Origin of the sequence: Cryobacterium sp. Y82, from assembly GCF_002929495.1 — a bacterium.
Lineage (GTDB): Bacteria > Actinomycetota > Actinomycetes > Actinomycetales > Microbacteriaceae > Cryobacterium > Cryobacterium serini.
Map to the genome: position 1 here is coordinate 81,272 of NZ_PJJJ01000026.1, position 24,086 is coordinate 105,357.

Consider the following 24,086-nt stretch of genomic DNA (forward strand, 5'->3'; position numbering starts at 1 on the left):
ACTTGACCCATGCCTCAAGCCAAACCGCTCCGCATTGCCAGCATCAACACAAACGGGGTGCGAGCCGCCTACCGCAAGGGTATGGGCGAGTGGCTGAACGAGCGCGACGTGGATATCCTTGCGATTCAGGAGGTGCGCGCCTCCACCGAAGACCTTGAAGGGTTGCTCGGGCCGGACTGGAACATTCTGCACGACGCCGCTACGGCCAAGGGCCGGGCCGGGGTCGCGCTCGCCAGCCGTTCTGGCGCATCCATTCACCGGGTGACTCTGGGGGCAGAGGAATTCGACAGTGCCGGCCGCTGGCTCGAGGCCGACTACGAAGTCAATGGCCAGATCATTACCGTCGTGAGCACCTATGTGCACTCCGGCGAGACCGACACCCCCAAGCAGATCGAGAAGTATAAATTTCTCGACGCCATGATCGCCCGGCTGCCCGAACTGACCGCGCACAGCCCGCTCGCGCTCGTGCTCGGCGACCTCAACGTGGGCCATCGCACGCTTGACATCAAGAACTGGCGCGGTAACAAGAAACACGCGGGTTTTTTGCCGGAAGAGCGTGAGTATTTCGACCGTATCCTCGGGGCAGAAGGTGACGAGCGCTACAACGCGGGTGCCGGACTGGGTTGGGTCGATGTCGGGCGCAAGTGGGCCGGCGAGGTCGAAGGACCATACACGTGGTGGTCCCAGCGCGGGCAGGCCTTCGACAACGACACCGGGTGGCGCCTGGACTACCATCTGGCCAGCCCAGAGCTGGCGGCATCCGTTCTGAATTATGCGGTCGACCGGGCCGCCGCGTACGACCAGCGCTGGAGCGACCACTCCCCCGTCGTTGTCGACTATGACCTTTCAGGAGACAAGTCATGACCAAACCACGCTTGTATTCGGGCATGCAGCCCTCCGCCGAGTCTCTGCAGATTGGCAACTATATTGGCGCGCTCCTGAACTGGAAGTCGCTGCAGCAGACGCACGATGCGTTCTTCTCCATCGTCGACCTGCACGCCATCACCGTCGCTCAGGAGCCGGCCAAGCTACGCGAAAACACGCGTGGCACGGCGGCGCAGTACATTGCGGCCGGGATCGACCCATCGGCGTCGACTCTGTATGTGCAGTCGCACGTCGCCGCGCACGCCCAGCTGGCCTGGGTGCTCAACACGATCACCGGGTTCGGTGAGGCGAGTCGCATGACGCAGTTTAAGGACAAGTCCGTGCGACACGGCGCCGACGCGACATCCGTTGGACTGTTCGCCTACCCGACGCTGATGGCGGCGGATATTCTGCTGTACCAAACTACGGTCGTGCCGGTTGGGGAAGACCAGCGTCAGCACGTGGAGCTCACCCGCGACCTCGCCCTGCGCTTCAACTCACGGTTCGGCGACACCTTCACGATTCCCGAAGTGGCCATCGTGAAGGAGACCGCGAAGATCTACGACCTGCAAAATCCCACATCAAAAATGAGCAAGTCGGCCGAATCGCATGCCGGTATCATCTGGCTGCTCGATGAGCCCGGCGTCACCAGGAAGAAGATCATGCGAGCCGTGACGGATGCCGATGGCGGCGTGGTCTTCGACCGCGAGAACAAACCGGGCGTGGCCAACCTGCTCACGATCTACTCCGTGCTGGCGTCGCAATCAATCGAGTCGCTGGAAAACGAGTACGCCGGGCGTGGCTACGGCGACCTGAAGAAGGGACTCGTCGAGGTAGTTCTGGGTACGTTCGATCCAATCCGCCAGCGTGTGGCCGAGCTGCTGGGTGATCCGGCCGAGCTCGACCGGGTTCTCGCATCCAACGCAGCCCGGGCCTCTAATGTCGCAAATGAAACCCTGGCCACCGTCTACGACCGCGTCGGTTTTCTGCCCCCTCGCTGATGCAGCCGTTCTCGCTTTCCTCACCGCTGGTGCTGCTTGATGCACCCGTGGCCAAAGACACCTACCGGGTCTTCGAGTACTGCCAGGACCCGCTCTTTGAGCGCTACCTGACCGTTCCGTGGCCCTACCGCTTGGAGCACGCCGAAGGATTCCTCGGTGAGTATGTTCCCGCCGGATGGATGTCGGATCGGGAATATACCTGGGCGTTGCGGGACCCCACCGGGTCAGAGCTGCTGGGCGTGATCGCTCTGCGCTTGACGGGCGAATCCGTCGCTGCGGACGCCTCCGTTCACCGAATGGGATCCATCGGATTCTGGCTGGGCGCCCCGCACCGTGGCCGCGGGCTCATGCCCGAGGCGCAGCGGCTCGTCGCCGATTGGGCGTTCGCGGCGCAAATCATCAATGTGATGCACTGGGAATGCCTGCTCGGAAACGTCGCGTCAGCCCGAGCGGCGTGGAAGTCGGGATTTCGATATTCCGGCATGGGGCCATCCGTCGCCGCCTACCGGGACGGAAGTCACCCCGACTCCTGGCAGGGCCACCTTTGCGCGGAAGACGACCGCAGTCCGCAGCCCGGTTGGCCCGCAGAGGCCCTCGCCCGATGAAGCCGCCGAGGGTTGTATTGTTCGACCTCGACGACACCCTGTTCGCGCACCGCGCCGCGGTCGCTGACGGCATTCTGCTGCACCTCGACCGGGTCGGTGGCGCCTTCGCATCCAGCGACCGCACAGCGGCGACGGTGCTCTGGCATGCCCTCGAAGAGGAGCACTATCACTCGTACCTCGCTGGCGCCCTCACCTTTGCCGGCCAGCGCCGTGCCCGCGCCCAGGACTTCGCCGCCTCGTTCGAGATCGTGCTGACCGACACCGAAGCAGATCAGTGGTTCGACGAGTATTTCCAGAGCTACCGTTCTAGTTGGCGGCTGCACGACGATGCGCTCCCCTGCTTCGAGGAGCTGTCCGAGGTGATTCCCGCGGTGCGCTTTGGCCTCATCACGAACGGCGACCCTGTTTTTCAGGGCGATAAGATTCGTCGTGTCGGCTTGGGCGATCGGTTCGAGCAGGTCGTCACCTCGGGTGCGCTCGGCTTTGCCAAGCCCGACGCCCGCATCTTCGAGCATGCCTGCGCGCTCTTCGGCGTGCCGGTCGAGGAGGCGGTTTACGTGGGAGATCGACTACGCACGGATGCCGTGGGCGCGGCCGCCGCGGGGCTGACAGGGGTCTGGCTCGACCGAGCCGGAGCATCCGCTGCCGCCGCTGCCGGCGTGGCCGCTGCCGCCGTGGCCGACACAAACGATGCCGCCCGCCTCGGAGTTCTTCGCATCGACACTCTCGCCAGCCTGTCGGGCCTGTTTGCCGCCCGTCTCGGGGCATAACTCCTGCAAATTGCCAGCTGTGCTCGTCGAGGGCCCGAATTGCGGGCTTCTGTGTCGGCTCGCGCAAAATCTGCAGGAGTTACGCGCCACGGATGCCCGCTGCCTGGGCGATGCTGAAGACTCGGGGGCTCCCATGCGGGCAAATGTCGACGAGCTTCTGAAGGGCCCGAAGTACGCCTTCCGGATCGAACATGATGTCCTGATAGAGCACGCGGAGTGTCACATAGCCGAGGGCTGCCAACAAACGATCTCGGGTGCGATCGCGAATGTGCTCCTCCCAGGTTTTGTGGTGACTCTGACTGTCCGCCTCAACGACTACACAGCCCTCAACCAGTATGTCGACCCGGCCGACCCTGTCGATGTACACCTGGATGTCGCAGCGGTACCCGGCGGAGCGTAACAAGTCGCGAACGACGGACTCTTGGCCTGCATCCACTCGTGCGTCGATGCGGGAACGAAGACCGCTGTGCTTATCGGGGATATGGGCGAAGATCTCATCGAGGTCGGCTAGCCGAATCTTGTGCTCGTGTAGAGCTGTGTCGAGCGCCGCCAAAGCGAAGCGAGGTTCCTGACACTGGATAATCTGGGCGAGGGCGTCACGGGGCCCGACGCAGTATTCGGTGCCATCCGCGCTGTCGATGAGCGGCCACCAGTGCAGCTCGACGCCGTCCCGCGGCGCGGCAGCCAGCGGAACGTGCCGACTTTGGGGGCTACGCAGACGGGATGCCTCCCGCGGAATGTGCACGTGCGTAAATTGCGAATCGAAGGCAAAAAAACCGATCTCCCGGGCCGCCGATACGCACGCTTCGCGCCCACCGACGCGAACCGCCTCCAGGGTGTGGCGGTCAGTTTCCGGCAACGCATAATGATCGCGACGCACTCGGATGAGCGTGTTGCTACGCACTGCTGCCGTGATGTGTTTGGGTCGCATGCCGCTGTTCAATAAGTCCTGTCGGCTGACGATGCGGCACTGGCCAGCCTGGGAGGTGAGAAATGGGTTCATGCAGACGATCGTCGTCATTGTCCAGTCACTGTGACCTCCCCGCAACCAATCTGGGGACAGCGCTTTGAGCCGCCTGTGCATAACTCTTCCTTGGTTACTCTTCCATTCCGCACCTAACAAGTGGGGCGCGTAACTCCTGCAATCTCTGCCCCCGTTCGCAATCTGGCCCGGAAACACGCGGGTCGACCGGACCACGACATCAATTTGCAGGAGTTACGCGTTCGGGTCATCGCCGAGTGACGCCGGTCACCCAAAGGGCCCTCGAGCCGGATTCACGGATCGCCGGGCGCACACCGGGGCATAACTCCTGCAAATTGCAGGCGTTGTAGTTGAGAACCGCGAAAACACGGGCCTACAAAAATTCCACGCGGCAAATTGCAGGAGTTATGCGGCCAGGCAGAGAAGAAGCGCCCGGCGTTCAGAGGGGTGAGGTCTACCGCACGTCGTCGTCTACCCAGTCGAGGGTCTTCGTTACGGCTTTCTTCCAGTTGCGCAAGAGACGAGCGGCTTCCTCTGGATCCAGGGCAGGCTCCCAGCGGGAGTCCTCCTGCCAGTTGGCGCGGAGGTCGTCGAGCCCGCTCCAGAAGCCGACCGCGAGGCCGGCCGCGTAGGCGGCGCCGAGCGCGGTGGTCTCCGCGACGACCGGACGAACGACGGGTACGCCGATGATGTCGGCCTGGAACTGCATGAGCAGGTCGTTGGCCGTGGCACCACCGTCGACCTTCAACTCGGTCAGCGGCACCCCGGAGTCTGCGTTGACCGCATCGAGCACCTCGCGGGTCTGATACGCGATGGCCTCAAGCGCAGCACGGGCGATGTGGCCCTTGTTCACATAGCGGGTGAGCCCCACGAGCGCTCCGCGGGCGTCCGACCTCCAGTACGGAGCGAACAGGCCGGAGAAGGCCGGCACGAAGTAGGCTCCTCCATTGTCGGTGACCGTCTTGGCCAGCTCTTCGATCTCGGAGGCATTCTTGATGATGCCGAGCTGGTCCCGCATCCACTGCACGAGCGAGCCGGTGACGGCGATCGAACCCTCGAGCGCGTAGTGCACCGGGGCGTCGCCGAGCTTGTAGCCCACGGTGGTCAGCAGCCCGTTCTTCGAGTGGATGATGTCGGTTCCGGTGTTGAAGATCAAAAAGTTACCGGTGCCGTAGGTGTTCTTCGCCTCGCCTTGGTCGAAGGCAGCCTGGCCGAAGGTCGCGGCCTGCTGGTCGCCGAGGATTCCGGCGATCGGCACCTCGCGCAGCAGGCTGTGTCCGCTTGCAGTGCCGTACACTTCTGAGGACGATTTGATCTCGGGCAGCATCGACTTCGGCACATTGAAGATGGCTAGGATCTCATCGTCCCACTGCAGGGTTTTCAGGTCCATGAACATGGTGCGGCTGGCGTTGGTGACGTCGGTCGCGTGCACGCCTCCCTCGGTGCCGCCGGTCAGGTTCCAGAGAACCCAGGAGTCGGTGGTGCCAAACAGAAGGTCGCCGGCATCCGCTTTGGCGCGGGCGCCCTCGACGTTTTCCAGGATCCAGACGATCTTGGTTCCGGAGAAATAGGTGGCCAGCGGTAGGCCGACCGTCGCCTTGAACCGGTCGACGCCGCCATCCGCTGCCAACCGGTCGACGATCGGCTGGGTGCGGGTGTCTTGCCAGACGATGGCGTTGTAGACGGGCACACCGGTGGTCTTGTCCCAGACGACAGCGGTTTCGCGCTGGTTGGTGATGCCGACGGCTTCGATGTCGTGGCGGGTGATATTTGCCTTCGACAGCGCTTGGCCGATGGCCTCACGGGTGTTGTCCCAGATCTCTTTCGGGTCATGTTCGACCCAGCCGGCCTGCGGCAGAATCTGTTCGTGCTCAAGCTGACCGGTCGAAATAATCGACCCGGCCTTGTCGAAGATGATCGCGCGGGAGCTCGTGGTTCCCTGGTCGATGGCGAGGATGTACTTGGCCATGTGTAACTCCTTTGTTGTTCCAGGTGAGAAATACGGTATTGAAACGATAACGAAAGCGGATGCCGCAGACTACGTCGGCAGACCTAGCCCAGGACGGGCAGCAGCACACCCGATGAGGCGCCGGCGAGCACCCCGCCGATGATAGGACCGAGAACCGGAACCCAGGAGTAGGACCAGTCGCTGCCGCCCTTGCCCTTGATCGGCAGCAGGAAGTGCGCGATGCGGGGACCGAGGTCACGTGCAGGGTTGATGGCGTACCCGGTGGGCCCACCGAGTGAGGCACCGATGGCGATCACGAGCAGCGCCACCGGCAGCGCGCCGAGCGCGGCGAGCCCGCCAGCCTCGCCGTTGCGACCGAAGCCGATGACGACGAAGACGAGCACGAAGGTGCCGATGATCTCGGTGACAAGGTTCCACCCGTACGAGCGGATGGCCGGCCCGGTCGAGAAGACCCCGAGCTTGTTTGCCGCGTCCGGCTCCTGGTCGAAGTGCGGCTTGTAGGCGAGCCAGACCACAACGGCACCGAGAATAGCGCCGAGCATCTGCGCCCCGATGTAGGTCAACGTCGATACGACGTTGACCGGAACACCCGAGCCGAAGGTGTCGGTCCCACTCGCGATGAGACCGAGAGTGACGGCCGGGTTCAGGTGGGCACCGGAGTTGTAGGCGGCGATCACACCGGCATAGACCGCGAGGCCCCAGCCGATCGTGACCATGAGAAAGCCCCCGCCGACGCCCTTGTTCTTGGCGAGCGCGACGTTGGCCACCACACCACAGCCGAGTAATACAAGGATGGCCGTTCCCACGACCTCTGACATAAAGACGACACCGAGATTGTCCACATTGACCTTTCAGATGGAGTGCTGTTCACCGCACCCAACAGTGTTGTTGAGTCCGGCTGTCGTGCGTGTTGTCTAAAACGTAGCGGCGACCGGGCCGGACTGAGCAGGTTTCTCGTGCACGTTCGTGCAGATTGTCAATAATCGTCAGTCCGAGCGGGTTAGTCGATCAGAACACCGGCTTCGGCGACCGGGGCGAGGTTGACCCCGTGCACGTCCATCAGGGTGGCGCGAGCCAGCTCGATTTCTTCAGCGCGGCGTGCGGCATCCCAGCCGAGAACAGGAGCGACAACGCGGGCGATCTCCTCGATCAGAGGAGTGGTCACGGCGCCGACGAAGGCCATGCTGGTGCGGCGCAACAGCACGTCACTCAGCCGCACGACGCCCTCGAACCCGGCCAAGAACTCGATTTCACGCCGCGTGTAGTCGGTGTTGTGCGCGAGGGGGGCATCTGCTGGACCGGCCGGATCAATGAGAAAGTCGATGACCTCGCTCGCTCTGGTGCCGTAGCGGGCGAGCAGGGCTGCGGCGCGATCGGTGCCCACCTCGTCGCCGTGGGCTGTGGCCCAAACCAGGCGGGCGGAGTCCGAGGCCGGCCAGTCGCGGCCGCCACCAATAGCGAGCCCTTCTGTAGAGACAGTGCGCGGCAGGCCGAGCAGTTTCAAGATGTCCGTGCTCAGATTCTCAGCGAGGGCGCGGAAGGTGGTCCACTTGCCGCCGACCAGGCTGAGCAGGGTGCCATCAGCGGCGTCGGTGCGGGGCAGCGGACGGGACTCGATGCGGTAGTCACGGGAAACGAAACCCGGTGTTTCATCGTCGTGTCGCGGTAGCGGACGCACGCCAGCGAAGCGGAACACGATGTGCGAACGATCGACCGGTACCGTTGGAAAAACGTGCGCGACCAGATCGAAGAAGTAATCGATCTCATCTTCGGTGCAGCGAATGGGCTGGTGGATGTCGTGCTCGAGGTCGGTGGTGCCGACGAGAACGCGGCCCTTGAGCGGGTAGATCAACACGATGCGGCCGTCTTCGTGCTCGAAGAAGATCTCTCGGCCTTCCGTCGCCGCGAGCAGTTCCGGATTGTCGAGCACGACGTGGGACCCCTTGGTGCCGCCCATGAAAGTGCTCGGCTGGCCGAGGGCGTCATTGGTCAGGTCGGTCCACGGCCCGCTCGTGTTGACGATGATATCCGCTCGAAAGGAGAATTCTTCACCGGTGATGCTGTTGCGAAGCAGCACGCCGTTTTCCGTTATGCCGGCCGCTTCGACATAGTTGGCGGCACGAGCGTGCGGGCCGGCATCGAGGCCGTCGCGCAGCACATCGAGGGCGAGGCGTTCGGGGTCGTGCATGGCGGCGTCATAGTAAGTGGCCGTGTATTTCAGGCCCGGGTTCAGCAGCGGCAAGGCTTCGAGTGCCTTGGTGCGGCCCCTGAATTCGTGGCGGGGTACCGTTCCGCCGTCACGGGAGAAGGCGTCGTAGATCATCATGCCGATTTTGATGAGCATCGCGCCGCGTTCGACGTGCTTGGCGCCCTGCTTGTGGGTAAGGAAACGCAGCGGCGCGGCCATCACGCCCGAAAAGGTCGAGAAGATGGGGATGGTCGTCTGCAATGGCTTGACGTAGTGCGGCGCGATCTTGAGCAGGCCGTTGCGTTCCTCGACCGACTCCTTGACCAGGCGAAATTCGCCATTTTCGAGGTAGCGCACGCCGCCGTGAATCATGTGCGAGCTGGCCGACGAGGCTCCGGAGACGTAATCGTTCTTCTCAACGATGACCACATCGACGCCCTGCAGGGCTAGATCACGAAAGGTGGCAATGCCGTTGATACCGGCACCGATGATGAGCACCTGGGCGCTCGGGCGATCGGCGATTGCGGTCGAAGTCTGTGAGTTGAGGAACGACATTGTTGTCACCTTTGTCTCGGGGATTGCCCCAAAATTTGCATGGGGCAAGCCGTATGAATACCTGTAGTCTGACAGTCCGACACAATTTCTCAACTGGATTGAACATACGTGCAAGGAGCCCCGTGATCTTCGAGACCGATCCCGCACAGTCTGATCGCAGCCGCGACGCCCTCACGGCCGCGCACCTGTATTACATTCAGGACCTCACGATGGATGCCATCGCTCAGGAGCTGCACACCTCCCGTTCCTCGGTCTCTCGCCTGCTCAGCCACGCGCGCGAGACCGGCCTGGTCGATATTCAGATCAAGTCTCCACTGGATGCCCCGAGTCACCTCGAGCAGCAGATCGAGGCTCGATTTCAGATCACCGCTCACGTCGTTCCGGTTCCGGACAGCGCGAGTGACGTCGATCGGCTTGAGCGTGTCGCCCTGTCGGTTGCACGGATTCTCGGACAGTATTTCGACTCAAACATGACCATGGGCATCGCCTGGGGGTCTACCATGAACGCCATCAGCCGGCACATCACCCCAAAACAGACCCACAATTCCCAAATCGTGCAACTGAACGGTGCCGGAAACATGCGCACCACCGGCCTGGGTTACGCGAGCGAAATTCTCGGCCGTTTCGGCACGGCGTTCGGCGCGCACGTGCAGCAGTTTCCGGTGCCCGCCTTCTTCGACGACCCGGCGACCAAGCACGCATTGTGGCGGGAGCGCAGCGTCAGCCGCCTGCTTGAGATGCAGGCCATCATGGACATCGCCTTATTCGGTCTCGGTTCTCCCTTCTCCGGCGTGGTCAGCCGCGTCTACGCGGGCGGCTACCTTGAACAGGCCGAATTCGATGCGCTCGGCGCAGCCGGCGTGGTCGGCGACGTGGCGACAGTGTTCTACCGCGCCGACGGTTCAGCCGACGGTATCGCTCTGAACGAGCGGTCCACCGGCCCGGACTTCACCGTGCTGCGCCGCACACCGCGCCGCATCTGCGTCGTGGCTGGCCGCTCCAAGCTCGCTAGTCTGCGCGGCGCCCTCGCCGCGTCGCTCATCACCGACCTATTCGTCGATGAGAGCACCGCCCGCGCGTTGGTCGAGGCACCCTGACGTCATTATCACGACAGCGCTTGTCGCCGGGAATAACACGTCACGCAGGCTGTTGCACTATAACTAGAAGAAGAACTTGCAATACACGTGCTCCGGGGTCGGCGTAATTCCGAACCGGCGGTTAGAGTCCGCGACCCGCTAGTTTCTCGGCACCATCGAGGGACCAGCGGTTGAGCTGGTGAAACTCCAGCACCGACGGTCAAAGTCCGGACGGGAGGCGCACGAGTTGGTTGGCCCCTACGGTTGACCGACGGGTTTGTGCATGATGTACACCCACACCCCCCGGAGCTCGTCCGATACGGATGAGGGCGGGATGACCAACAACGCGGCAGTCGGCCCTGACCGCCCTATCTTGGCCAGCGCAATGCGCCGTGCCCTCGAACTCGCCGCCCGCGGTCCGGCCACCGGCTTGAACCCACGGGTCGGCTGCGTCATCCTGAACGCCAACGGCGAGACGCTCGCCGAAGGCTGGCATCGCGGCGCCGGCAGCCGGCACGCCGAAGTCGATGCGCTCTCCCAGCTCGCCCCCGGCCTGTCCCGCGGCAGCACCGTCGTCGTCACCCTCGAACCGTGCAATCATTTCGGCCGGACCAGTCCGTGCGCCCTCGCCCTCATCGACGCCGGCGTCGAACGCGTCGTCTACTCCGTGACCGACCCCGGCGAGCACGCCTGCGGCGGTGCCAAGCGGCTGCGCACGGCCGGAATCACGGTGGAGGGTGGCCTGCTCGCGGATGACGGCGAGGCCCTTCTCGGCGACTGGCTTGTCGCCGCCCGCCTTGGCCGCCCCTTCATCACACTGAAGTGGGCCTCAAGCCTCGACGGTCGCGCGGCCGCTTTCGATGGCTCCAGCCGTTGGATCACGGGCGCGGCGGCACGCGTTGACGTGCACCGGCGTCGTGCCGCCAACGACACGATCCTGGTCGGCACCGGCACCGTGCTTGCCGACGACCCGGCGCTGACTGCCCGCGACTCCGCTGGCGACCTCCTCGCCCGGCAGCCCATTCCCGTGGTCGTCGGCCGACGAGCACTGCCGGCATCCGCTGCGGTGCACACACACCCGCACTCACCACTGTTTTTCGACGGCTTTGACCTGCCTGGCCTGTTGGCCGACCTGCACAGCCGGGGCCTGCGCAGCGTGTTCATCGAGGGCGGGCCTACCGTGGCGAGCGCCTTCGTCGCCGCTGGCTTGGTCGACGAGTACCTCATCTACCTCGCACCAACGCTCCTCGGTGGCCCCCGGCTGGCTCTCGGCGATTTCGGCGTGACCACCATCGGCGACCAGCGCCGTCTCTCCATCCATTCCCTCGATCGGCTTGGCGACGATATTCTCATCGTCGCCAGACCCCTCACTACCTAAGGAACCCCATGTTCACTGGAATAATCGAGGAGCTCGGCCAGATCGAGCGCATCGAGCACACAGCGGATGCCGCCCGCTTCACCATCCGTGGCGCGCTCGTAGTCGATGGCGCCGGCCATGGCGACTCGATCGCCGTCTCGGGGGTCTGCCTCACCGTGGTCGAGCGAACCGCAGAGACTTTCACCGCCGACGTGATGGCGCAGACCCTGCACATGTCGACACTGTCCGACGCTCACGTCGGCTCCCCGGTCAACCTCGAACGTGCAGCGCTCGTCGGCGGGCGCCTCGGCGGTCACATCGTGCAGGGCCACATCGACGGCACGAGCACCGTACTTGCTGTTACTCCGGGCAACGCCTGGCGGGTGCTGCGATTCAGCGTCTCTGCCCAGCTTGCCAAGCTCGTCGTCGACAAGGGCTCGATCGCAATCGACGGCGTCTCGCTTACTGTGAGCAACATCAGCCCGGCCACCGACGAGGCCCAGTGGTTCGAGGTGTCACTCATACCCGAAACCCTTGCCGCCACGACCCTCGGCGAGCGCCGGGTCGGCGATCTCGTCAACATCGAGACCGACATTCTGGCCCGCCACGTTGAACGAATGCTGGCCCTCAGCGCCGCCGCAAAGACCAAAGAACCCCAGAACGCAACCGCACCAAGGAGCGCATCATGAGCCTCGCCGATATTCCCGCCGCACTCGACGCCCTGCGCCTCGGCCGACCGGTCATCGTCGCCGACGACGAGGGCCGCGAAAACGAGGGTGACGTCATCATCTCGGCCCAGCTCGCTACCCAGGAATGGATCGCCTGGACCGTGCGCTACTCCTCCGGTTTCATCTGCGCGCCGATGACCAACGAGCTTGCCGACCGGCTCGATCTGCCGGTGATGGTCGTGAACAACGAAGATCCGCTCGGCACCAACTACACGGTGAGCGTCGACGCCGCCGACCGACTGTCTACCGGGATCAGCGCTGCTGACCGCGCCCACACCCTGCGGGTGCTCGCCGACCCCGCGTCGGCACCGGCGAGCCTGCACCGCCCCGGCCACATCCTGCCACTGCGTGCCAAAGACGGCGGTGTGCGCGAGCGCGGCGGCCATACCGAAGCCGGTGTCGACCTGATGAAACTGGCCGGTCTGGTTCCCGTCGCGGCGATCGCCGAAATCGTCGGCGAAGACGGTGAGATGATGCGCCTCCCCGGCTTACTCGAACTCGGCGAGCGCGAGGGTCTGCTCGTGATCACGATCAAAGACCTGATCAGCTACCTCAATGAGCTTCACCCGAATGAAGCCCTACCGACGATCATGCCGCTCACCGAGGCACCACGGGTCGACTTCGAGGTAGAGACCACGGTGCCCACCCGGCACGGCGCTTTCCGGGTACGCGCATACCGGGACCGCTCGACCGGCGCCGACCATGTCGCTCTCGTGGCGGGCACCCCGGTCGACGGCGCCATCGTGCGGGTGCACTCCGAGTGCCTCACCGGCGAAGCCTTCGGCTCGCTCAAGTGTGAGTGCGGACCGCAGCTGACTGCTTCGCTCGACATCATCCAGGCGGAGGGCGGCGTGGTCGTCTATCTGCGCGGCCAGGAGGGCCGCGGCATCGGCCTCATCAACAAGCTGCGGGCCTATGCACTGCAGGAAGACGGCATGGACACCCTGGACGCCAACCTGGCGCTGGGTCTGCCCGGTGACAGCCGCGACTATGGCGCGGCCACAAGCATTTTGCACGATCTGGGATTGCGCGAGGTACGACTGCTGACCAACAATCCTGAAAAAGTGCGCCAGCTCGAGCTGCACGGCATCACCGTGACCGAGCGTGTACCGCTTGTCGTGGGCATCGGGGAGTTCAACGAGGAGTACGTTGCTACCAAACGTGACCGGATGGGGCATCATATCTCCAACATCGAAATCATGAATGGAATCGCCTAATGGCTGGAACAGGACCAACAATCTCGGTCGACGCCGCGGGCCTGCGGGTCGTCATCGTGGCAGGTCTTTGGCACGACGTGATCACCGACGGTCTCATCGCCGGTGCCACCCGAGTACTTGAAGAAAGCAACGCCGAGTTCTCGCTCGTGCGGGTACCGGGCAGCTTCGAACTGCCCGTCACCTGCAAGGTCGCCCTGGACAGCGGGGCCGATGCTGTCGTCGCCCTCGGCGTGATCATTCGCGGCGGCACCCCCCACTTCGATTTCGTGTCGAATGCGGCAACGGATGGCCTCACCCGGGTCGCACTCGACACCGGCAAGCCGGTTGGCTTTGGGGTGCTGACGCTGGACGATGAGCAACAGGGTCTCGACCGGGCCGGACTGCCCGGTTCGAAGGAAGACAAGGGCGCGGAGGCAGCATCCGCTGCTCTGGCCACCGCACTCGTGCTGCAGGAGCTACGCGGACACATCGGGTAACCGCGGCTGCGTTTGAGTCCCTAGGCTGAACGCATGGACCTTCTACGCAACATTCTGCTCATTCTGCACTTCGTCGGCTTGGCCTCGCTGCTGGGTGGCTTCCTCGTGCAGATCAAGCCGATCATTGCCGGCAAGGGCACGATTGTCACCGCGATGTTCCACGGCGCACTGACGCAATTGGTCACCGGTCTGCTGCTCGTCGGCATCATCGAGATGGGCTCGCTCGGCCACATCGACAACGCCAAAATCGGCATCAAGCTGCTCGTTCTCATCGTTATCACCGTGCTCGTAATCGTCAATCGCAAGAAGCCGACCGTGTCGTCCCTCGTGCTGTGGGCCATCGGCGCCCTGACCTTCGCCAACGTCGTGATTGCGGTGCTCTGGAAATAACCGGTCTCGAAGGCGATAGCCCCGGGGTAAAGTCAGATGGTGTCCCCTACACGCGGCCACACCACTATTCGTGCGTAAACGCTTCCGCGGGAAGTCAGATCGACTTGCGGGTTTCGTCGGCGCCCAGCCACCTTTGCGGAGCGTTCCACCCTCATGACTACAACCACAGCGTCAGTTTCGACGCCGACCACGCCTCTCAATCCGAAGAGCCGCGTCATTATGGCGAGCCTCATCGGCACGACCATCGAGTTCTACGACTTCTACGTCTACGCCACGGCCGCCGTGCTCGTTTTTCCACACCTGTTCTTTCCGACGGGCAACGAGACCACTGCGCTGCTCGCTTCCTTCGCCGTCTTCGGCGCCGCCATGGTCGCCCGCCCGATCGGCGCGCTGTTCTTCGGCCACTTCGGTGACCGCAAGGGACGAAAGGCCACCCTGGTCGGCGCGCTGCTCACGATGGGCATCGCAACGTTCTTGATCGGCCTGCTGCCGACCTACGACATGATCGGCTGGTGGGCGCCGTTCATGCTCGTCCTCCTGCGTCTCGCGCAGGGTTTCGCCCTCGGCGGGGAGTGGAGTGGCGCGGCCCTGGTCGCAACCGAGAACGCACCCGTCGGCAAGCGTGCCTGGTACGGCACCTTCCCACAGGTCGGCGCACCGCTCGGCTTCATCATCGCCAACGGCCTGTTTCTCGCCCTTGCCCTCGCCCTTCCGTCGACCGACCCGACCCGTCCCTCAGAGGCGTTCCTCGAATGGGCCTGGCGCATCCCGTTCCTGTTCTCGGCCGTCATGGTCATCATCGGACTCTGGGTGCGTCTGCGCCTGGTGGAGAGCGAAGTCTTCACCAAGGTCGTCAAAGCCGACCGGGTCGAGAAGCTGCCGCTCGCGGCCGTGTTCAAGTCCAACTGGCGCGAACTCATCCTCGGCACGTTCATCATGCTCGCGACCTACGTGCTGTTTTACCTGATGACCACGTTCACGCTCGGCTACGGCCGGGCCGCGACGGATGCCCTGGTTCCGGGACTCGGCTTCAGCTACAACAACTTCATTCTCATGATGATTCTCGGCGTCGTGTTCTTTGGAATCTTCACCCTCGCCTCTGGACCCTGGGCGGACAAGCACGGACGGCGTAAGACACTCATCATCGTGACCCTGGCCATCATCGTGTTCGGTGCGCTGTTCGTGCCGCTGCTCGGCGCCGGCTTCCCCGGCGTGATGCTGTTTCTCATCGTCGGCTTCTCGCTGATGGGGATGACCTTCGGCCCGATGGGCGCGCTGCTGCCCGAACTGTTTCCGACCAGCGTGCGCTACACCGGCTCAGCTTTCGCCTACAACATGAGTTCAATCCTCGGCGCAGCCGTCGCCCCGTTCATCGCCATCTGGCTGTGGACCCTCGGTGAGGGAAGCCCGTTCTGGGTCGGCATTTATCTCTCGGTCATGGCTGTCATCACACTGATCGCGCTTCTGTTGAGCCGAGAAACCAAGGATCTCGACCTGCAACGCTAACGGATTGGTTTTAAGAGCGGGAAAATTGTTGCCTCGAGATACTTCCGGCAACGATTTTCCCGCTTTCGCGCGTTAGTCGAGGAATAGTGCGCGCAGGCGGCGCGTGGTCAAAACCAGACCGATGATGATCATCACTACGTAGTAGAGCACGTGCCAGAGCAGACCCGGGTCGATCTGCCCGGTGGTCAAAGCACGCACCAGCTCGACGCCGTGCCAGAGCGGCAATGCCTGGATCACGTACTGGATACCCGCCGGGTAGACGCTGAGCGGATAAAACGTAGCCGAGAACAGAAACATCGGCAGCAACACGAAGTTGATCCAGTCCATCTGCTGGAATGTCTTCATGTAGCTCGTGACCGCCATGCCCACGCTCGCGAAACCAAACGCGATGAGGAGCACCGCGGGCAATGCGACCAGCGCCCACCACGACAGATTGAGTCCAAGCGCCTGCATGACGAGCAGGAATCCGGTCGCGTAGAGCAGCCCGCGCAGCAGGGCGAGCGAGATCTCGCCCAGCGCTACGTCGAGCGGGCCGAGCGACGTGGACAGCATGCCCTCGTAGAGCTTGGCGAACTGCATTTTAAAGAACACGTTCCAGGTTGAATCGTAGATCGCACCGTTCATCGCGGCGACGGCGAGCAGGGCCGGAGCAATGAACGCCGCGTAGGTCACCTGAGTGCCGTCAGCGGTCTGCACCTGGCCGATCAGGGCTCCGAGGCCGAGGCCCATTGACAACAGGTAAAAGATGGGCTCGACGAATCCGCTGACCACCACGAGCGAATTAGTGCTGCGTGTGGCCCGCCAGCCGCGCGCCATCACACTGCGCGCGTTGCCGACATACAGACTGCCAAATGGTCGGGGCGAGCGAGCGGATGCCGCGATCGTCGACGGGGAGAGCTGCGGCCCGGTCATTTGTTCAACCGGCGCACGGTAATACGGCGCGCCCAGATCCAGCCGATGGTCAACAGGGCGGCGAGGTAGAGCACGTGCACCAGACTCAGCCAGATCGGCTCCGGCAGGCCGTAGGCGAAGACGCGAGAGAGCTCCGTGCCGTGCCAGAGCGGCGAGATCCAACCGATCCAGTGCAGGTACGGTGGCAGCACGTCGAGCGGAAAGAACGTGCCCGAGAACAGGGTCATCGGTAAAATCACGAAGCGTTGCACCATGGCGAGCTGACCGGTGTCGTCCTTGAGGGTGGCCGTGTAGGCCATGACGAGCGCGCCGAAGGCGAGGCCGGTGAGCAGCGCCACCAGCACGGCCACGAATCCGAGCGCACCGGGTACTGCCCCGAAGGCCAGCATAAAGATGTAGAAAATTGTGCAGGTGAGCAGCATGCGCGCGGCGACCGAGATGACGATGCCGTTGATGATCTGGCCGGGTTGTATGGAACTCGCGTTCATACCGAAAAAGGTCGGGTTCCACTTGAAACCGAGCATGATCGGGTAGGTGAACTCCTCAGCGGCCACGGCGATCGCACTGCTCGCCAGCAGCGCCGGCGCCAAAAAAGCGAGATAGCTCACCCCGGTGACGGCGTCATTCCCGAGATTGCCGTCCACCAGGCTGGCCAGGCCGACGCCCATCGCATAAAGGTAGACGAGCGGGCTGCCGACCGCGGTGAAGAGCACGGTCTGGGTATACGACCGCATCACCCGGAACCGGTGCTCGGCCACGTACCAGGAGCCATAACGCCGGGTGCGCGCCGCCGCCGCGACGGCCGCGGCCAGAGTCTGTGAGCGGATGCTGTCGCTCACGCCGTGCTGAAAGTTGCTCATTCGATCAAATTCCGGCCGGTGAGACGCAGGAACACGTCTTCAAGGCTTGCGCGGCGTACGAGGCTGGTGATCGGGTGAAGGCCGGCCGCGGACATCCGTTCTAATTCGTATTCACCGCTGTCGCTGTAGACCAGGATGCGGTCGGGCAGCACGTCGACCCGCTCACCGTAGCCCTGGATGCGACCGGCGACCTCGGCATTCTGGGTAGAACCGAAGCGCACTTCGAGTACTTCACGCGAGGAATAGCGGCGAATGAGGTCGGCCGGCGAACCCTCGGCCATGATGCGACCCTTATCGACGACGACGAGGCGGTCGCAGAGTTGTTCGGCTTCGTCCATGTAGTGGGTGGTGAGAAGCAGAGTCGTGCCCTGTTCCTTGAGGCGGAATAAGCGGTCCCACAGAATGTGGCGCGCCTGCGGGTCGAGGCCGGTCGTCGGTTCGTCGAGCAGCAGGATGCGCGGGTCGTTGATGAGGGCCCTCGCGATAGTGAGGCGGCGTTTCATACCGCCAGAGAGGTCGTCAACCTTGGCGCCGGCTTTGTCGGCAAGTTGGGCGAATTCGAGCAGTTCGTCGGCGCGGCGGGCGACGCGGGCGCGTGGCAGCCCGAAGTAGCGGCCGTAAACCAGCAGGTTCTCGCGCACCTTCAGTTCCAGGTCGAGGTTGTTTTCCTGCGGCACGACGCCGAGCTGCGAGCGAATCTCGGGACCGTAGCGATTGGGGTCGAGACCGAGCACGTCGAGGTCACCGCTGGTGCGGGTGGAGACCGCGCCGATCATGCGCATCGTCGTGGACTTGCCTGCGCCATTGGGCCCGAGCAGCCCGAAGGACTCCCCCGGCGCGACCTCAAAACTGATGCCGTCGACAGCGACGAAATCCTTCGAATTTTTGACGGGATAACTCTTGACGAGATTCTGGGTGGCGATGACAGGCGCTGGCACAGTTCTAACCTAGACCGCCCCCGCTCCAGTGGGCATGGTTCGCATCTGCGGCGGTTAAGATTTACGAGTGACTTCCGCTACCCGTGCGCCCGAAACCTCCGCTGCCTCCGCTTCTCCCACCGCAGTCAAGCCGCCGCGCGGCCGACGCGGTCGCCCAGCCCCCACCGGGCCGAGAGCGACGTTCAGCCAGTTGCTGCCCTACCTGTTCGAGCACAAAAAGGTGCTCAGCGTCGTCATCGTGCTGAGCGTGCTCGGCGCTGCCGCGAGCCTGGCCCAGCCTCTGCTCGTCAGCCGAGTCATTACGATCGTGCAGGTTGGCGATCCGCTCGGATCCCTCGTCGGCCTGCTGATCGCCCTCGTAGTCATTTCGGGTTTGATCAGCGGCTACCAGCATTATCTGTTGCAGCGCACCGGCGAGGGGGTTGTGCTCTCGAGCCGCCGCAAACTGGTCGGGCGCCTGCTGCGCCTGCCGATCAGCGAGTTCGACACACGTCGCACCGGAGACCTCGTCTCTCGCGTCGGCAGCGACACCACCCTGTTGCGTGCGGTGCTCACGCAGGGCCTGGTCGAAGCCATCGGCGGATCGCTCACCTTTATCGGTGCGCTCGTGGCAATGCTCATCATCGACCCGGTATTGCTCGGCCTGACCGTGCTCGTCATCGCGGTGTCGGTGGTCACCGTTATCCTGCTCTCGCGTCGCATTCGCACCGCGAGCACAGCCGCGCAGGTCAAGGTCGGCGACCTCGCGGCCAGCGTCGAACGCGCGATCAGCGCCATCCGCACCGTCCGGGCCGCCAATGCAACCGAACGTGAAGTTGCCGTGATCGACGAGGATGCCCGCGGAGCCTGGCGCATGGGGATCAAGGTCGCCAAGATCAGCGCCCTCGTCGTGCCGATCGCCGGCATTGCAATGCAGGTCTCCTTTCTCGTGGTGCTCGGCGTCGGCGGTTTTCGGGTCGCGAGCGACGCCATCACCATTGCCGATCTGGTCGCGTTCATTCTCTTTCTCTTCATGATGATCATGCCGCTCGGCCAGTTCTTCGGCGCGATCACCTCGGTCAACTCCGCGCTCGGCGCGCTCGGCCGCATCCAGGAAATCATCGATCTGCCCGCCGAGGACCAGTTCGACCGCGACATCGCTCCACTCGCCATGACGGTTGGCGCCGCGAACGAAAAAGTTCGCCCCGAGGCGGCCGCAATCAGCTTCGAGGATGTGCACTTTGGGTATGCTGCGGCGCCGGTCGAGGTTGACGCCGAAGCAGATCCTGACAGCCCAGCGACAACGGATGCTGCCGGCTCGGTCACTTCCGCCGCCCCCGCAGGCGCCGCCGAAGCCCGTTCGGTACTCAAAGGAGTCTCCTTCAATGCCCCGCGCGGGCTGCGCACGGCGCTCGTCGGGCCCAGCGGTGCCGGTAAGAGCACGATCCTCGCCCTGATCGAACGGTTCTACGACGTCACCGATGGCACTGTGCGGCTCGGCGGGCTGGACATCCGCTCGCTGGATCGCACGGCGCTCCGCTCGCAGATCGGTTACGTCGAGCAGGATGCCCCGGTACTGGCGGGATCGCTGCGCGACAACCTCACCCTGGCAACTCCTGACGCCACCGATGACGAGTGCATCAAGGTGCTGCACGCAGTCAACCTGGGCGAGGTACTCGAACGCGACCCGGCAGGGCTCGGAGCTGCTGTCGGCGAATCGGGCGTGAAACTCTCCGGCGGCGAACGCCAGCGGCTTGCAATCGCCCGGGCGCTGCTCGCGGCTCCGCCGATTCTGCTGCTCGACGAATCCACGTCGAGCCTCGACGGCAAGAACGAGCAGATGATGCGGGAGGCCATCGACGCCGTCGCGGCCGATCGCACGCTCATCGTGATCGCGCACCGTCTGTCGACCGTGGTCGACAGCGACCAGATCGTGGTGCTCGACCACGGCGAGGTGGTCGGCGTCGGCACCCACTCCGAGCTCGTCGTCTCGACCCCGCTCTACCGGGATCTCGCCAAGCACCAGCTGCTCGTCTAGCGCGGCCTGCCAGTACTATTGCCGGTCAATGTGCGACACGCCGGGCAAACGGCACTGAGGTGACGGCGTGTCGCGAAATCTACCGGCGTTACGTACGCCGATAGCGCAGAGTCAGCAGCTGGCACGACGCGAATGGCCCCGCCACGGGAGGTGACGAGGCCATTTGCGCGGTACGAAACTAGTCCTTCAGGTGGTAGCGCACGCTCGCGAGTTCGGCGCGCAGTGCTGGCGGCACCTTATCGCCGAACTTGTCGAAGTACTCCTCGGTGAGGTCGCACTCGGCGAGCCAGCTGGTCTGGTCGATCGCGAACAGCGAGTCAACGGCTTCCTTCGACAGGTCGAGACCGTCGAGGTTCAGACCGTCCTCGGCCGGCAGCAGCCCGATCGGAGTGTCGATGGCGTCGGCTGTGCCTTGGATGCGGCGAATCATCCATTCGAGGACCCGCGAGTTCTCGCCGAATCCAGGCCAGGTGAAGCCGCCATTCGGGCCCTTACGGAACCAATTGACCTGGAAGATCGCCGGGGCGTTGGTGCCGAGTTCCTTGCCAACCTTGAGCCAGTGACCCCAGTAGTCGGCCATGTTGTACCCACAGAACGGGAGCATCGCGAACGGGTCGCGACGCAGCTCGCCGACGATACCGTCAGCGGCTGCGGTCTTCTCGGATGAGATCGTGGCACCCATGAAAACGCCGTGCTTCCAGCTGCGGGCCTGCGCCACCAGCGGAACGTTGGTGGCCCGACGACCACCGAAGACGATGGCGTCGATCGGCACGCCGCCAGCGGCTTCCCAGTCGTCGGCGATGGACGGGCACTGAGCGGCTGCAACGGTGAAGCGCGAGTTGGGGTGGGCTGCGGTACGACCGGAGTCGGGCGTCCAGTCTTTGCCCTGCCAGTCGATCAGGTGGTCGGGAGCCTTGTCGGTGAGGCCTTCCCACCAGACGTCTCCGTCGTCGCGCAGGGCGACGTTGGTGAAGATGGTGTTGCCCCACATGGTGGAGACGGCGGTCGGGTTGGTGGTTTCACCGGTTCCGGGGGCGACTCCAAAGAAGCCGGCCTCAGGATTGATCGCCCAGAGACGACCGTCTTCGCCCTGGCGCAGCCAGGCGATGTCGTCGCCGATGGTTTCGACCTTCCAACCGGGGATGGTCGGGCGCAGCATCGACAGGTTCGTCTTACCGCAGGCCGAGGGGAACGCGGCCGCCATGTGGAACACGCCGCCCTCGGGCGAGATCAGTTTGATGAGCAGCATGTGCTCGGCCAGCCAGCCCTCGTCACGGCCCATGACCGACGCAATGCGCAGAGCAAACGACTTCTTCGACAGCAGGGCGTTTCCGCCGTAGCCGGAACCGTAGGACCAGACCTCGCGGGTGTCGGGGAACTGCACGATGTACTTGTCGTCGTTGCAGGGCCATTCCACCTCAGGGCGAGTGATGCCCGACTGGTCGACGAGCGGGTAGCCGACGCTGTGCACGGTGTGCACCCACGGTTCGCCCGCTTCGATCATGGTCAGCACGGTCTCGCCCATGCGCGTCATGATGCCCATGTTGAGTACGACATAGGGAGAGTCGGTGATCTCGACGCCGAGCTGCGAGATGGGGCCGCCAAGCGGGCCCATCGAGAACGGCACAATGTACATGGTGCGTCCGCGCATGCAGCCGGCGAAGACACCGCGCAGTTCGGCGCGCATGGCGGACGGTTCGGCCCAGTTGTTGGTGGGGCCGGCATCCGCTTCCTCGTTGGAGCAGATGAAGGTGCGGTTCTCGACGCGGGCGACGTCCTTCGGATTGGTGCGAGCGAGAAAGCTGTTGGGGCGCCATTCCGGGTTCAGCCGGATGAGCTGGCCGGAGGCGACGAGCAGTTTGGACAGCTCGTTGGCCTCGCGCTTGGAGCCGTCGCACCAGACGATCGCGTCGGGCTGGGTCAGGCGCGCGATCTCGTCGACCCAGGCCTGCAGGTTGGGGTCGGTGCTACCCGTGCGGGCCGAGTCGGCGTCCCCGGTGGTCTGGCGGGAAGAGTTGGTGAGGGTCATCGTCTGGCCTTTCTATTCTGCTCGGGTAGGTGCAAAGTTGTGGAACGCCGGGCTGCGTTGCTCACGTGGCGTTGCGTACGGCCATAATTTTGGCTACAAATCAAGGATGGCCCCCTCTCCAGAAGAGAAACCGCGATATTGCGAGTTAAAAACCACTGTTCTTTAGATATCGTTAAGGAATGGCACCTCAAGCTTCCGATCTGATCACCCTCGGCCATCGCATCCGTCATTTTCGAAGCGAACGCGGCCTAACCCTCGACCAACTCGGTGAGCGCGTCAGCCTCGCCGGCAGCCAGCTGTCACTGATCGAGAACGGCCGTCGCGAACCAAAACTCTCCACCCTGCAGGAGCTTGCGACGGCCCTGTCCGTCGACCTGGCCGAACTGCTCCGCCGGGAAGCACCAAATAACCGGGCGGCCCTTGAGATCGAACTGGATCGGGCGCAGAAAAACCCGCTGTACAAAGCGCTGGGACTGCCCATGGTGAAAGTCACGAAGGGGATGCCGCTGCCGGCCATCGAGTCGCTCCTCGGCCTGCACCGCGAACTGTCCCGCCGGGCCAGCGAAGCCATCGCGACGCCGGAGGAGGCGCGGCGCGCCAATACCGAATTGCGTGAGCGGATGCGCGAACAGGGCAACTACATGCCCGAGATCGAGGAGCTCGTCGAGGAGCGGGTGCGCGCCAGCGGGCACGTGTCGGGTGCCCTCACCCACCGCGAGGTCAGTGTCATGGCCGATCAGCTCGGCTTCAGCCTGATCTATGTGAATGATCTGCCGGCCTCCACCCGGTCAGTCACCGACCTCGCCAACGGGCGCATCTACCTGCCGCCGGCCTCGATTCCCGGCGGCCACGGGCTGCGTTCGATGGCGTTGCAGGCGATGGGCCATCGGCTGCTCGGGCACGAACGGCCCCGCAGCTACGCCGAATTCCTCTGGCAGCGACTCGAGATCAACTACTTCGCGGCGGCCTGTTTGATGCCGCGCGATGCATCCGTTGCTTTTCTTTCCCATGCCAAGCAGGAGCGCGAGTTGGCCGTGGAAGACTTTCGTGACGCCTTCGGCGTCACCCACGAGGCGGCGGCTTTGCGGTTGACCAACCTCGCGACGTCCCACCTGGATATGACGCTGCATTTTCTGCGGGTCAACGGGGACGGCGCCCTGCAGAAGGGGTACGAAAATGACGACCTGCCGTTTCCGGTGGACGTCACCGGGTCGATTGAGGGACAGTACGTCTGCAAGCAGTGGAGCGCCCGCAGTGCCTTCACCCACACCAACCGCACTACCGAGTACTACCAATACACCGACACCCCGGCCGGCACGTACTGGTCGGCCACCCAGACCGGGTCAACGGACGCCGGTGAGTTCTCGATCAGCGTCGGCGTACCGTTTGCGCAGGCGAAGTGGTTTCGCGGACGAGAGACCACGCAGCGCACGGTGTCGCGCTGCCCAGACGAGTCATGCTGCCGGCGCCCCAACTCGGATGCTGCCGCCCGGTGGGCGGGACGGGCCTGGCCAAGCGCGCGGCTGCACGCGCACGTCCTGTCGCCGCTGCCGTCTGGAACCTTTCCCGGCGTTGACGACTCCGAGGTGTACGCGTTTTTGGAGGCGCACGCGGCGGAGTAGCCGGACCATATAGTTTGAAGCAGA

The 24,086-nt window shown here is 64.0% G+C and carries 21 protein-coding genes and 1 riboswitch; of the genes, 13 read left to right on the top strand and 8 right to left on the bottom strand.

Features of this window, described 5'->3' with window-relative positions:
- Positions 1-9 precede the first annotated feature (9 nt).
- Genes CXY70_RS04435 through CXY70_RS04450 form a run of 4 tightly spaced genes read left to right on the top strand, consistent with a single transcriptional unit; the run spans position 10 to position 3,240 of the window.
- Positions 10-864, top strand: a complete 855-nt coding sequence (locus tag CXY70_RS04435) for an exodeoxyribonuclease III (protein ID WP_104191177.1) — start codon at positions 10-12, stop codon at positions 862-864.
- Positions 861-1,865: a tryptophan--tRNA ligase gene (trpS, locus tag CXY70_RS04440; RefSeq protein ID WP_104191178.1), complete on the top strand. Its 1,005-nt coding sequence runs from the start codon at positions 861-863 to the stop codon at positions 1,863-1,865. The genes CXY70_RS04435 and trpS overlap by 4 nt, the downstream gene beginning before the upstream one ends.
- Positions 1,865-2,470: a GNAT family N-acetyltransferase gene (locus CXY70_RS04445; protein WP_104191179.1), complete on the top strand. Its 606-nt coding sequence runs from the start codon at positions 1,865-1,867 to the stop codon at positions 2,468-2,470. Before trpS ends, CXY70_RS04445 begins: the two co-directional genes overlap by 1 nt.
- The gene (locus CXY70_RS04450) at positions 2,467-3,240 is read left to right on the top strand and encodes an HAD family hydrolase (RefSeq protein ID WP_104191180.1); all 774 of its coding nucleotides are present in this window, start codon (positions 2,467-2,469) and stop codon (positions 3,238-3,240) included. The genes CXY70_RS04445 and CXY70_RS04450 overlap by 4 nt, the downstream gene beginning before the upstream one ends.
- 79 nt (positions 3,241-3,319) lie before the next feature.
- Here the strand turns inward: CXY70_RS04450 and CXY70_RS04455 are convergent, their stop codons facing one another.
- The 4 genes from CXY70_RS04455 to CXY70_RS04470 form a co-directional block, all read right to left on the bottom strand.
- Positions 3,320-4,261: an endonuclease domain-containing protein gene (locus CXY70_RS04455; protein WP_158250907.1), complete on the bottom strand. Its 942-nt coding sequence runs from the start codon at positions 4,259-4,261 to the stop codon at positions 3,320-3,322.
- Positions 4,262-4,676: 415 nt separating this feature from the next.
- Positions 4,677-6,191: a glycerol kinase GlpK gene (gene glpK / locus CXY70_RS04460; RefSeq protein ID WP_104191182.1), complete on the bottom strand. Its 1,515-nt coding sequence runs from the start codon at positions 6,189-6,191 to the stop codon at positions 4,677-4,679.
- 83 nt (positions 6,192-6,274) lie between these two features.
- Entirely contained in the window at positions 6,275-7,009 is a 735-nt protein-coding gene (locus tag CXY70_RS04465; protein ID WP_104191230.1) for an MIP/aquaporin family protein, read from the bottom strand.
- Positions 7,010-7,191: 182 nt separating this feature from the next.
- A complete protein-coding gene (locus CXY70_RS04470; RefSeq protein WP_104191183.1) occupies positions 7,192-8,934 on the bottom strand; it encodes a glycerol-3-phosphate dehydrogenase/oxidase in 1,743 nt (580 codons plus the stop codon).
- 209 nt (positions 8,935-9,143) lie between these two features.
- On the opposite strand from CXY70_RS04470, the gene CXY70_RS04475 reads away from it, so the two are divergent.
- From CXY70_RS04475 to CXY70_RS04505, 7 genes are all read left to right on the top strand, one after another.
- The gene (locus CXY70_RS04475; RefSeq protein WP_233205742.1) at positions 9,144-10,031 is read left to right on the top strand and encodes a sugar-binding transcriptional regulator; all 888 of its coding nucleotides are present in this window, start codon (positions 9,144-9,146) and stop codon (positions 10,029-10,031) included.
- An 84-nt stretch (positions 10,032-10,115) separates the two neighbouring features.
- A riboswitch (FMN riboswitch) is annotated at positions 10,116-10,257 on the top strand.
- 87 nt (positions 10,258-10,344) lie between these two features.
- Positions 10,345-11,388 carry a bifunctional diaminohydroxyphosphoribosylaminopyrimidine deaminase/5-amino-6-(5-phosphoribosylamino)uracil reductase RibD gene (gene ribD, locus CXY70_RS04480; protein WP_233205734.1) on the top strand — a complete coding sequence of 348 codons (1,044 nt, stop codon included), beginning with the start codon at positions 10,345-10,347 and terminating at the stop codon, positions 11,386-11,388.
- Between the two features lie 8 nt (positions 11,389-11,396).
- On the top strand, positions 11,397-12,056 hold the full coding sequence (locus CXY70_RS04485; protein ID WP_104191185.1) for a riboflavin synthase: 660 nt from the start codon (positions 11,397-11,399) through the stop codon (positions 12,054-12,056).
- The gene (gene ribB / locus CXY70_RS04490; RefSeq protein ID WP_104191186.1) at positions 12,053-13,312 is read left to right on the top strand and encodes a 3,4-dihydroxy-2-butanone-4-phosphate synthase; all 1,260 of its coding nucleotides are present in this window, start codon (positions 12,053-12,055) and stop codon (positions 13,310-13,312) included. Before CXY70_RS04485 ends, ribB begins: the two co-directional genes overlap by 4 nt.
- Positions 13,312-13,788: a 6,7-dimethyl-8-ribityllumazine synthase gene (gene ribH / locus CXY70_RS04495; RefSeq protein ID WP_104191187.1), complete on the top strand. Its 477-nt coding sequence runs from the start codon at positions 13,312-13,314 to the stop codon at positions 13,786-13,788. Before ribB ends, ribH begins: the two co-directional genes overlap by 1 nt.
- A 33-nt stretch (positions 13,789-13,821) precedes the next feature.
- The gene (locus CXY70_RS04500) at positions 13,822-14,178 is read left to right on the top strand and encodes a hypothetical protein (RefSeq protein WP_104191188.1); all 357 of its coding nucleotides are present in this window, start codon (positions 13,822-13,824) and stop codon (positions 14,176-14,178) included.
- Between the two features lie 153 nt (positions 14,179-14,331).
- Entirely contained in the window at positions 14,332-15,684 is a 1,353-nt protein-coding gene (locus CXY70_RS04505; RefSeq protein ID WP_104191189.1) for an MFS transporter, read from the top strand.
- Positions 15,685-15,756: 72 nt separating this feature from the next.
- Here the strand turns inward: CXY70_RS04505 and CXY70_RS04510 are convergent, their stop codons facing one another.
- Genes CXY70_RS04510 through CXY70_RS04520 form a run of 3 tightly spaced genes read right to left on the bottom strand, consistent with a single transcriptional unit; the run spans position 15,757 to position 18,394 of the window.
- Positions 15,757-16,596, bottom strand: coding sequence for an ABC transporter permease (locus tag CXY70_RS04510; protein ID WP_104191190.1), 840 nt, complete (start codon positions 16,594-16,596; stop codon positions 15,757-15,759).
- The gene (locus tag CXY70_RS04515) at positions 16,593-17,456 is read right to left on the bottom strand and encodes an ABC transporter permease (RefSeq protein ID WP_104191191.1); all 864 of its coding nucleotides are present in this window, start codon (positions 17,454-17,456) and stop codon (positions 16,593-16,595) included. Before CXY70_RS04515 ends, CXY70_RS04510 begins: the two co-directional genes overlap by 4 nt.
- Positions 17,453-18,394, bottom strand: coding sequence for an ABC transporter ATP-binding protein (locus CXY70_RS04520; protein WP_104191192.1), 942 nt, complete (start codon positions 18,392-18,394; stop codon positions 17,453-17,455). The genes CXY70_RS04515 and CXY70_RS04520 overlap by 4 nt, the downstream gene beginning before the upstream one ends.
- A gap of 67 nt (positions 18,395-18,461) precedes the next feature.
- Here CXY70_RS04520 and CXY70_RS04525 point away from each other — a divergent pair, with 67 nt between their 5' ends.
- Entirely contained in the window at positions 18,462-20,411 is a 1,950-nt protein-coding gene (locus tag CXY70_RS04525) for an ABC transporter ATP-binding protein (RefSeq protein ID WP_104191193.1), read from the top strand.
- 178 nt (positions 20,412-20,589) lie between these two features.
- Here the strand turns inward: CXY70_RS04525 and CXY70_RS04530 are convergent, their stop codons facing one another.
- Complete coding sequence (locus tag CXY70_RS04530; RefSeq protein ID WP_104191194.1) at positions 20,590-22,440, bottom strand: phosphoenolpyruvate carboxykinase (GTP); 1,851 nt, start codon at positions 22,438-22,440, stop codon at positions 20,590-20,592.
- Positions 22,441-22,619: 179 nt separating this feature from the next.
- Here CXY70_RS04530 and CXY70_RS04535 point away from each other — a divergent pair, with 179 nt between their 5' ends.
- On the top strand, positions 22,620-24,062 hold the full coding sequence (locus tag CXY70_RS04535; protein ID WP_104191195.1) for a helix-turn-helix domain-containing protein: 1,443 nt from the start codon (positions 22,620-22,622) through the stop codon (positions 24,060-24,062).
- Positions 24,063-24,086 lie beyond the last annotated feature (24 nt).

Bases quoted from the DNA above. Each gene is read 5' to 3' on its own strand.
- CXY70_RS04435 (WP_104191177.1), top strand. From the start codon at position 10: ATGCCTCAAGCCAAACCGCTCCGCATTGCCAGCATCAACACAAACGGG.
- trpS (WP_104191178.1), top strand. From the start codon at position 861: ATGACCAAACCACGCTTGTATTCGGGCATGCAGCCCTCCGCCGAGTCT.
- CXY70_RS04445 (WP_104191179.1), top strand. From the start codon at position 1,865: ATGCAGCCGTTCTCGCTTTCCTCACCGCTGGTGCTGCTTGATGCACCC.
- CXY70_RS04450 (WP_104191180.1), top strand. From the start codon at position 2,467: ATGAAGCCGCCGAGGGTTGTATTGTTCGACCTCGACGACACCCTGTTC.
- CXY70_RS04455 (WP_158250907.1), bottom strand. From the start codon at position 4,261: ATGACGACGATCGTCTGCATGAACCCATTTCTCACCTCCCAGGCTGGC.
- glpK (WP_104191182.1), bottom strand. From the start codon at position 6,191: ATGGCCAAGTACATCCTCGCCATCGACCAGGGAACCACGAGCTCCCGC.
- CXY70_RS04465 (WP_104191230.1), bottom strand. From the start codon at position 7,009: ATGTCAGAGGTCGTGGGAACGGCCATCCTTGTATTACTCGGCTGTGGT.
- CXY70_RS04470 (WP_104191183.1), bottom strand. From the start codon at position 8,934: ATGTCGTTCCTCAACTCACAGACTTCGACCGCAATCGCCGATCGCCCG.
- CXY70_RS04475 (WP_233205742.1), top strand. From the start codon at position 9,144: ATGGATGCCATCGCTCAGGAGCTGCACACCTCCCGTTCCTCGGTCTCT.
- ribD (WP_233205734.1), top strand. From the start codon at position 10,345: ATGACCAACAACGCGGCAGTCGGCCCTGACCGCCCTATCTTGGCCAGC.
- CXY70_RS04485 (WP_104191185.1), top strand. From the start codon at position 11,397: ATGTTCACTGGAATAATCGAGGAGCTCGGCCAGATCGAGCGCATCGAG.
- ribB (WP_104191186.1), top strand. From the start codon at position 12,053: ATGAGCCTCGCCGATATTCCCGCCGCACTCGACGCCCTGCGCCTCGGC.
- ribH (WP_104191187.1), top strand. From the start codon at position 13,312: ATGGCTGGAACAGGACCAACAATCTCGGTCGACGCCGCGGGCCTGCGG.
- CXY70_RS04500 (WP_104191188.1), top strand. From the start codon at position 13,822: ATGGACCTTCTACGCAACATTCTGCTCATTCTGCACTTCGTCGGCTTG.
- CXY70_RS04505 (WP_104191189.1), top strand. From the start codon at position 14,332: ATGACTACAACCACAGCGTCAGTTTCGACGCCGACCACGCCTCTCAAT.
- CXY70_RS04510 (WP_104191190.1), bottom strand. From the start codon at position 16,596: ATGACCGGGCCGCAGCTCTCCCCGTCGACGATCGCGGCATCCGCTCGC.
- CXY70_RS04515 (WP_104191191.1), bottom strand. From the start codon at position 17,456: ATGAGCAACTTTCAGCACGGCGTGAGCGACAGCATCCGCTCACAGACT.
- CXY70_RS04530 (WP_104191194.1), bottom strand. From the start codon at position 22,440: ATGACCCTCACCAACTCTTCCCGCCAGACCACCGGGGACGCCGACTCG.
- CXY70_RS04535 (WP_104191195.1), top strand. From the start codon at position 22,620: ATGGCACCTCAAGCTTCCGATCTGATCACCCTCGGCCATCGCATCCGT.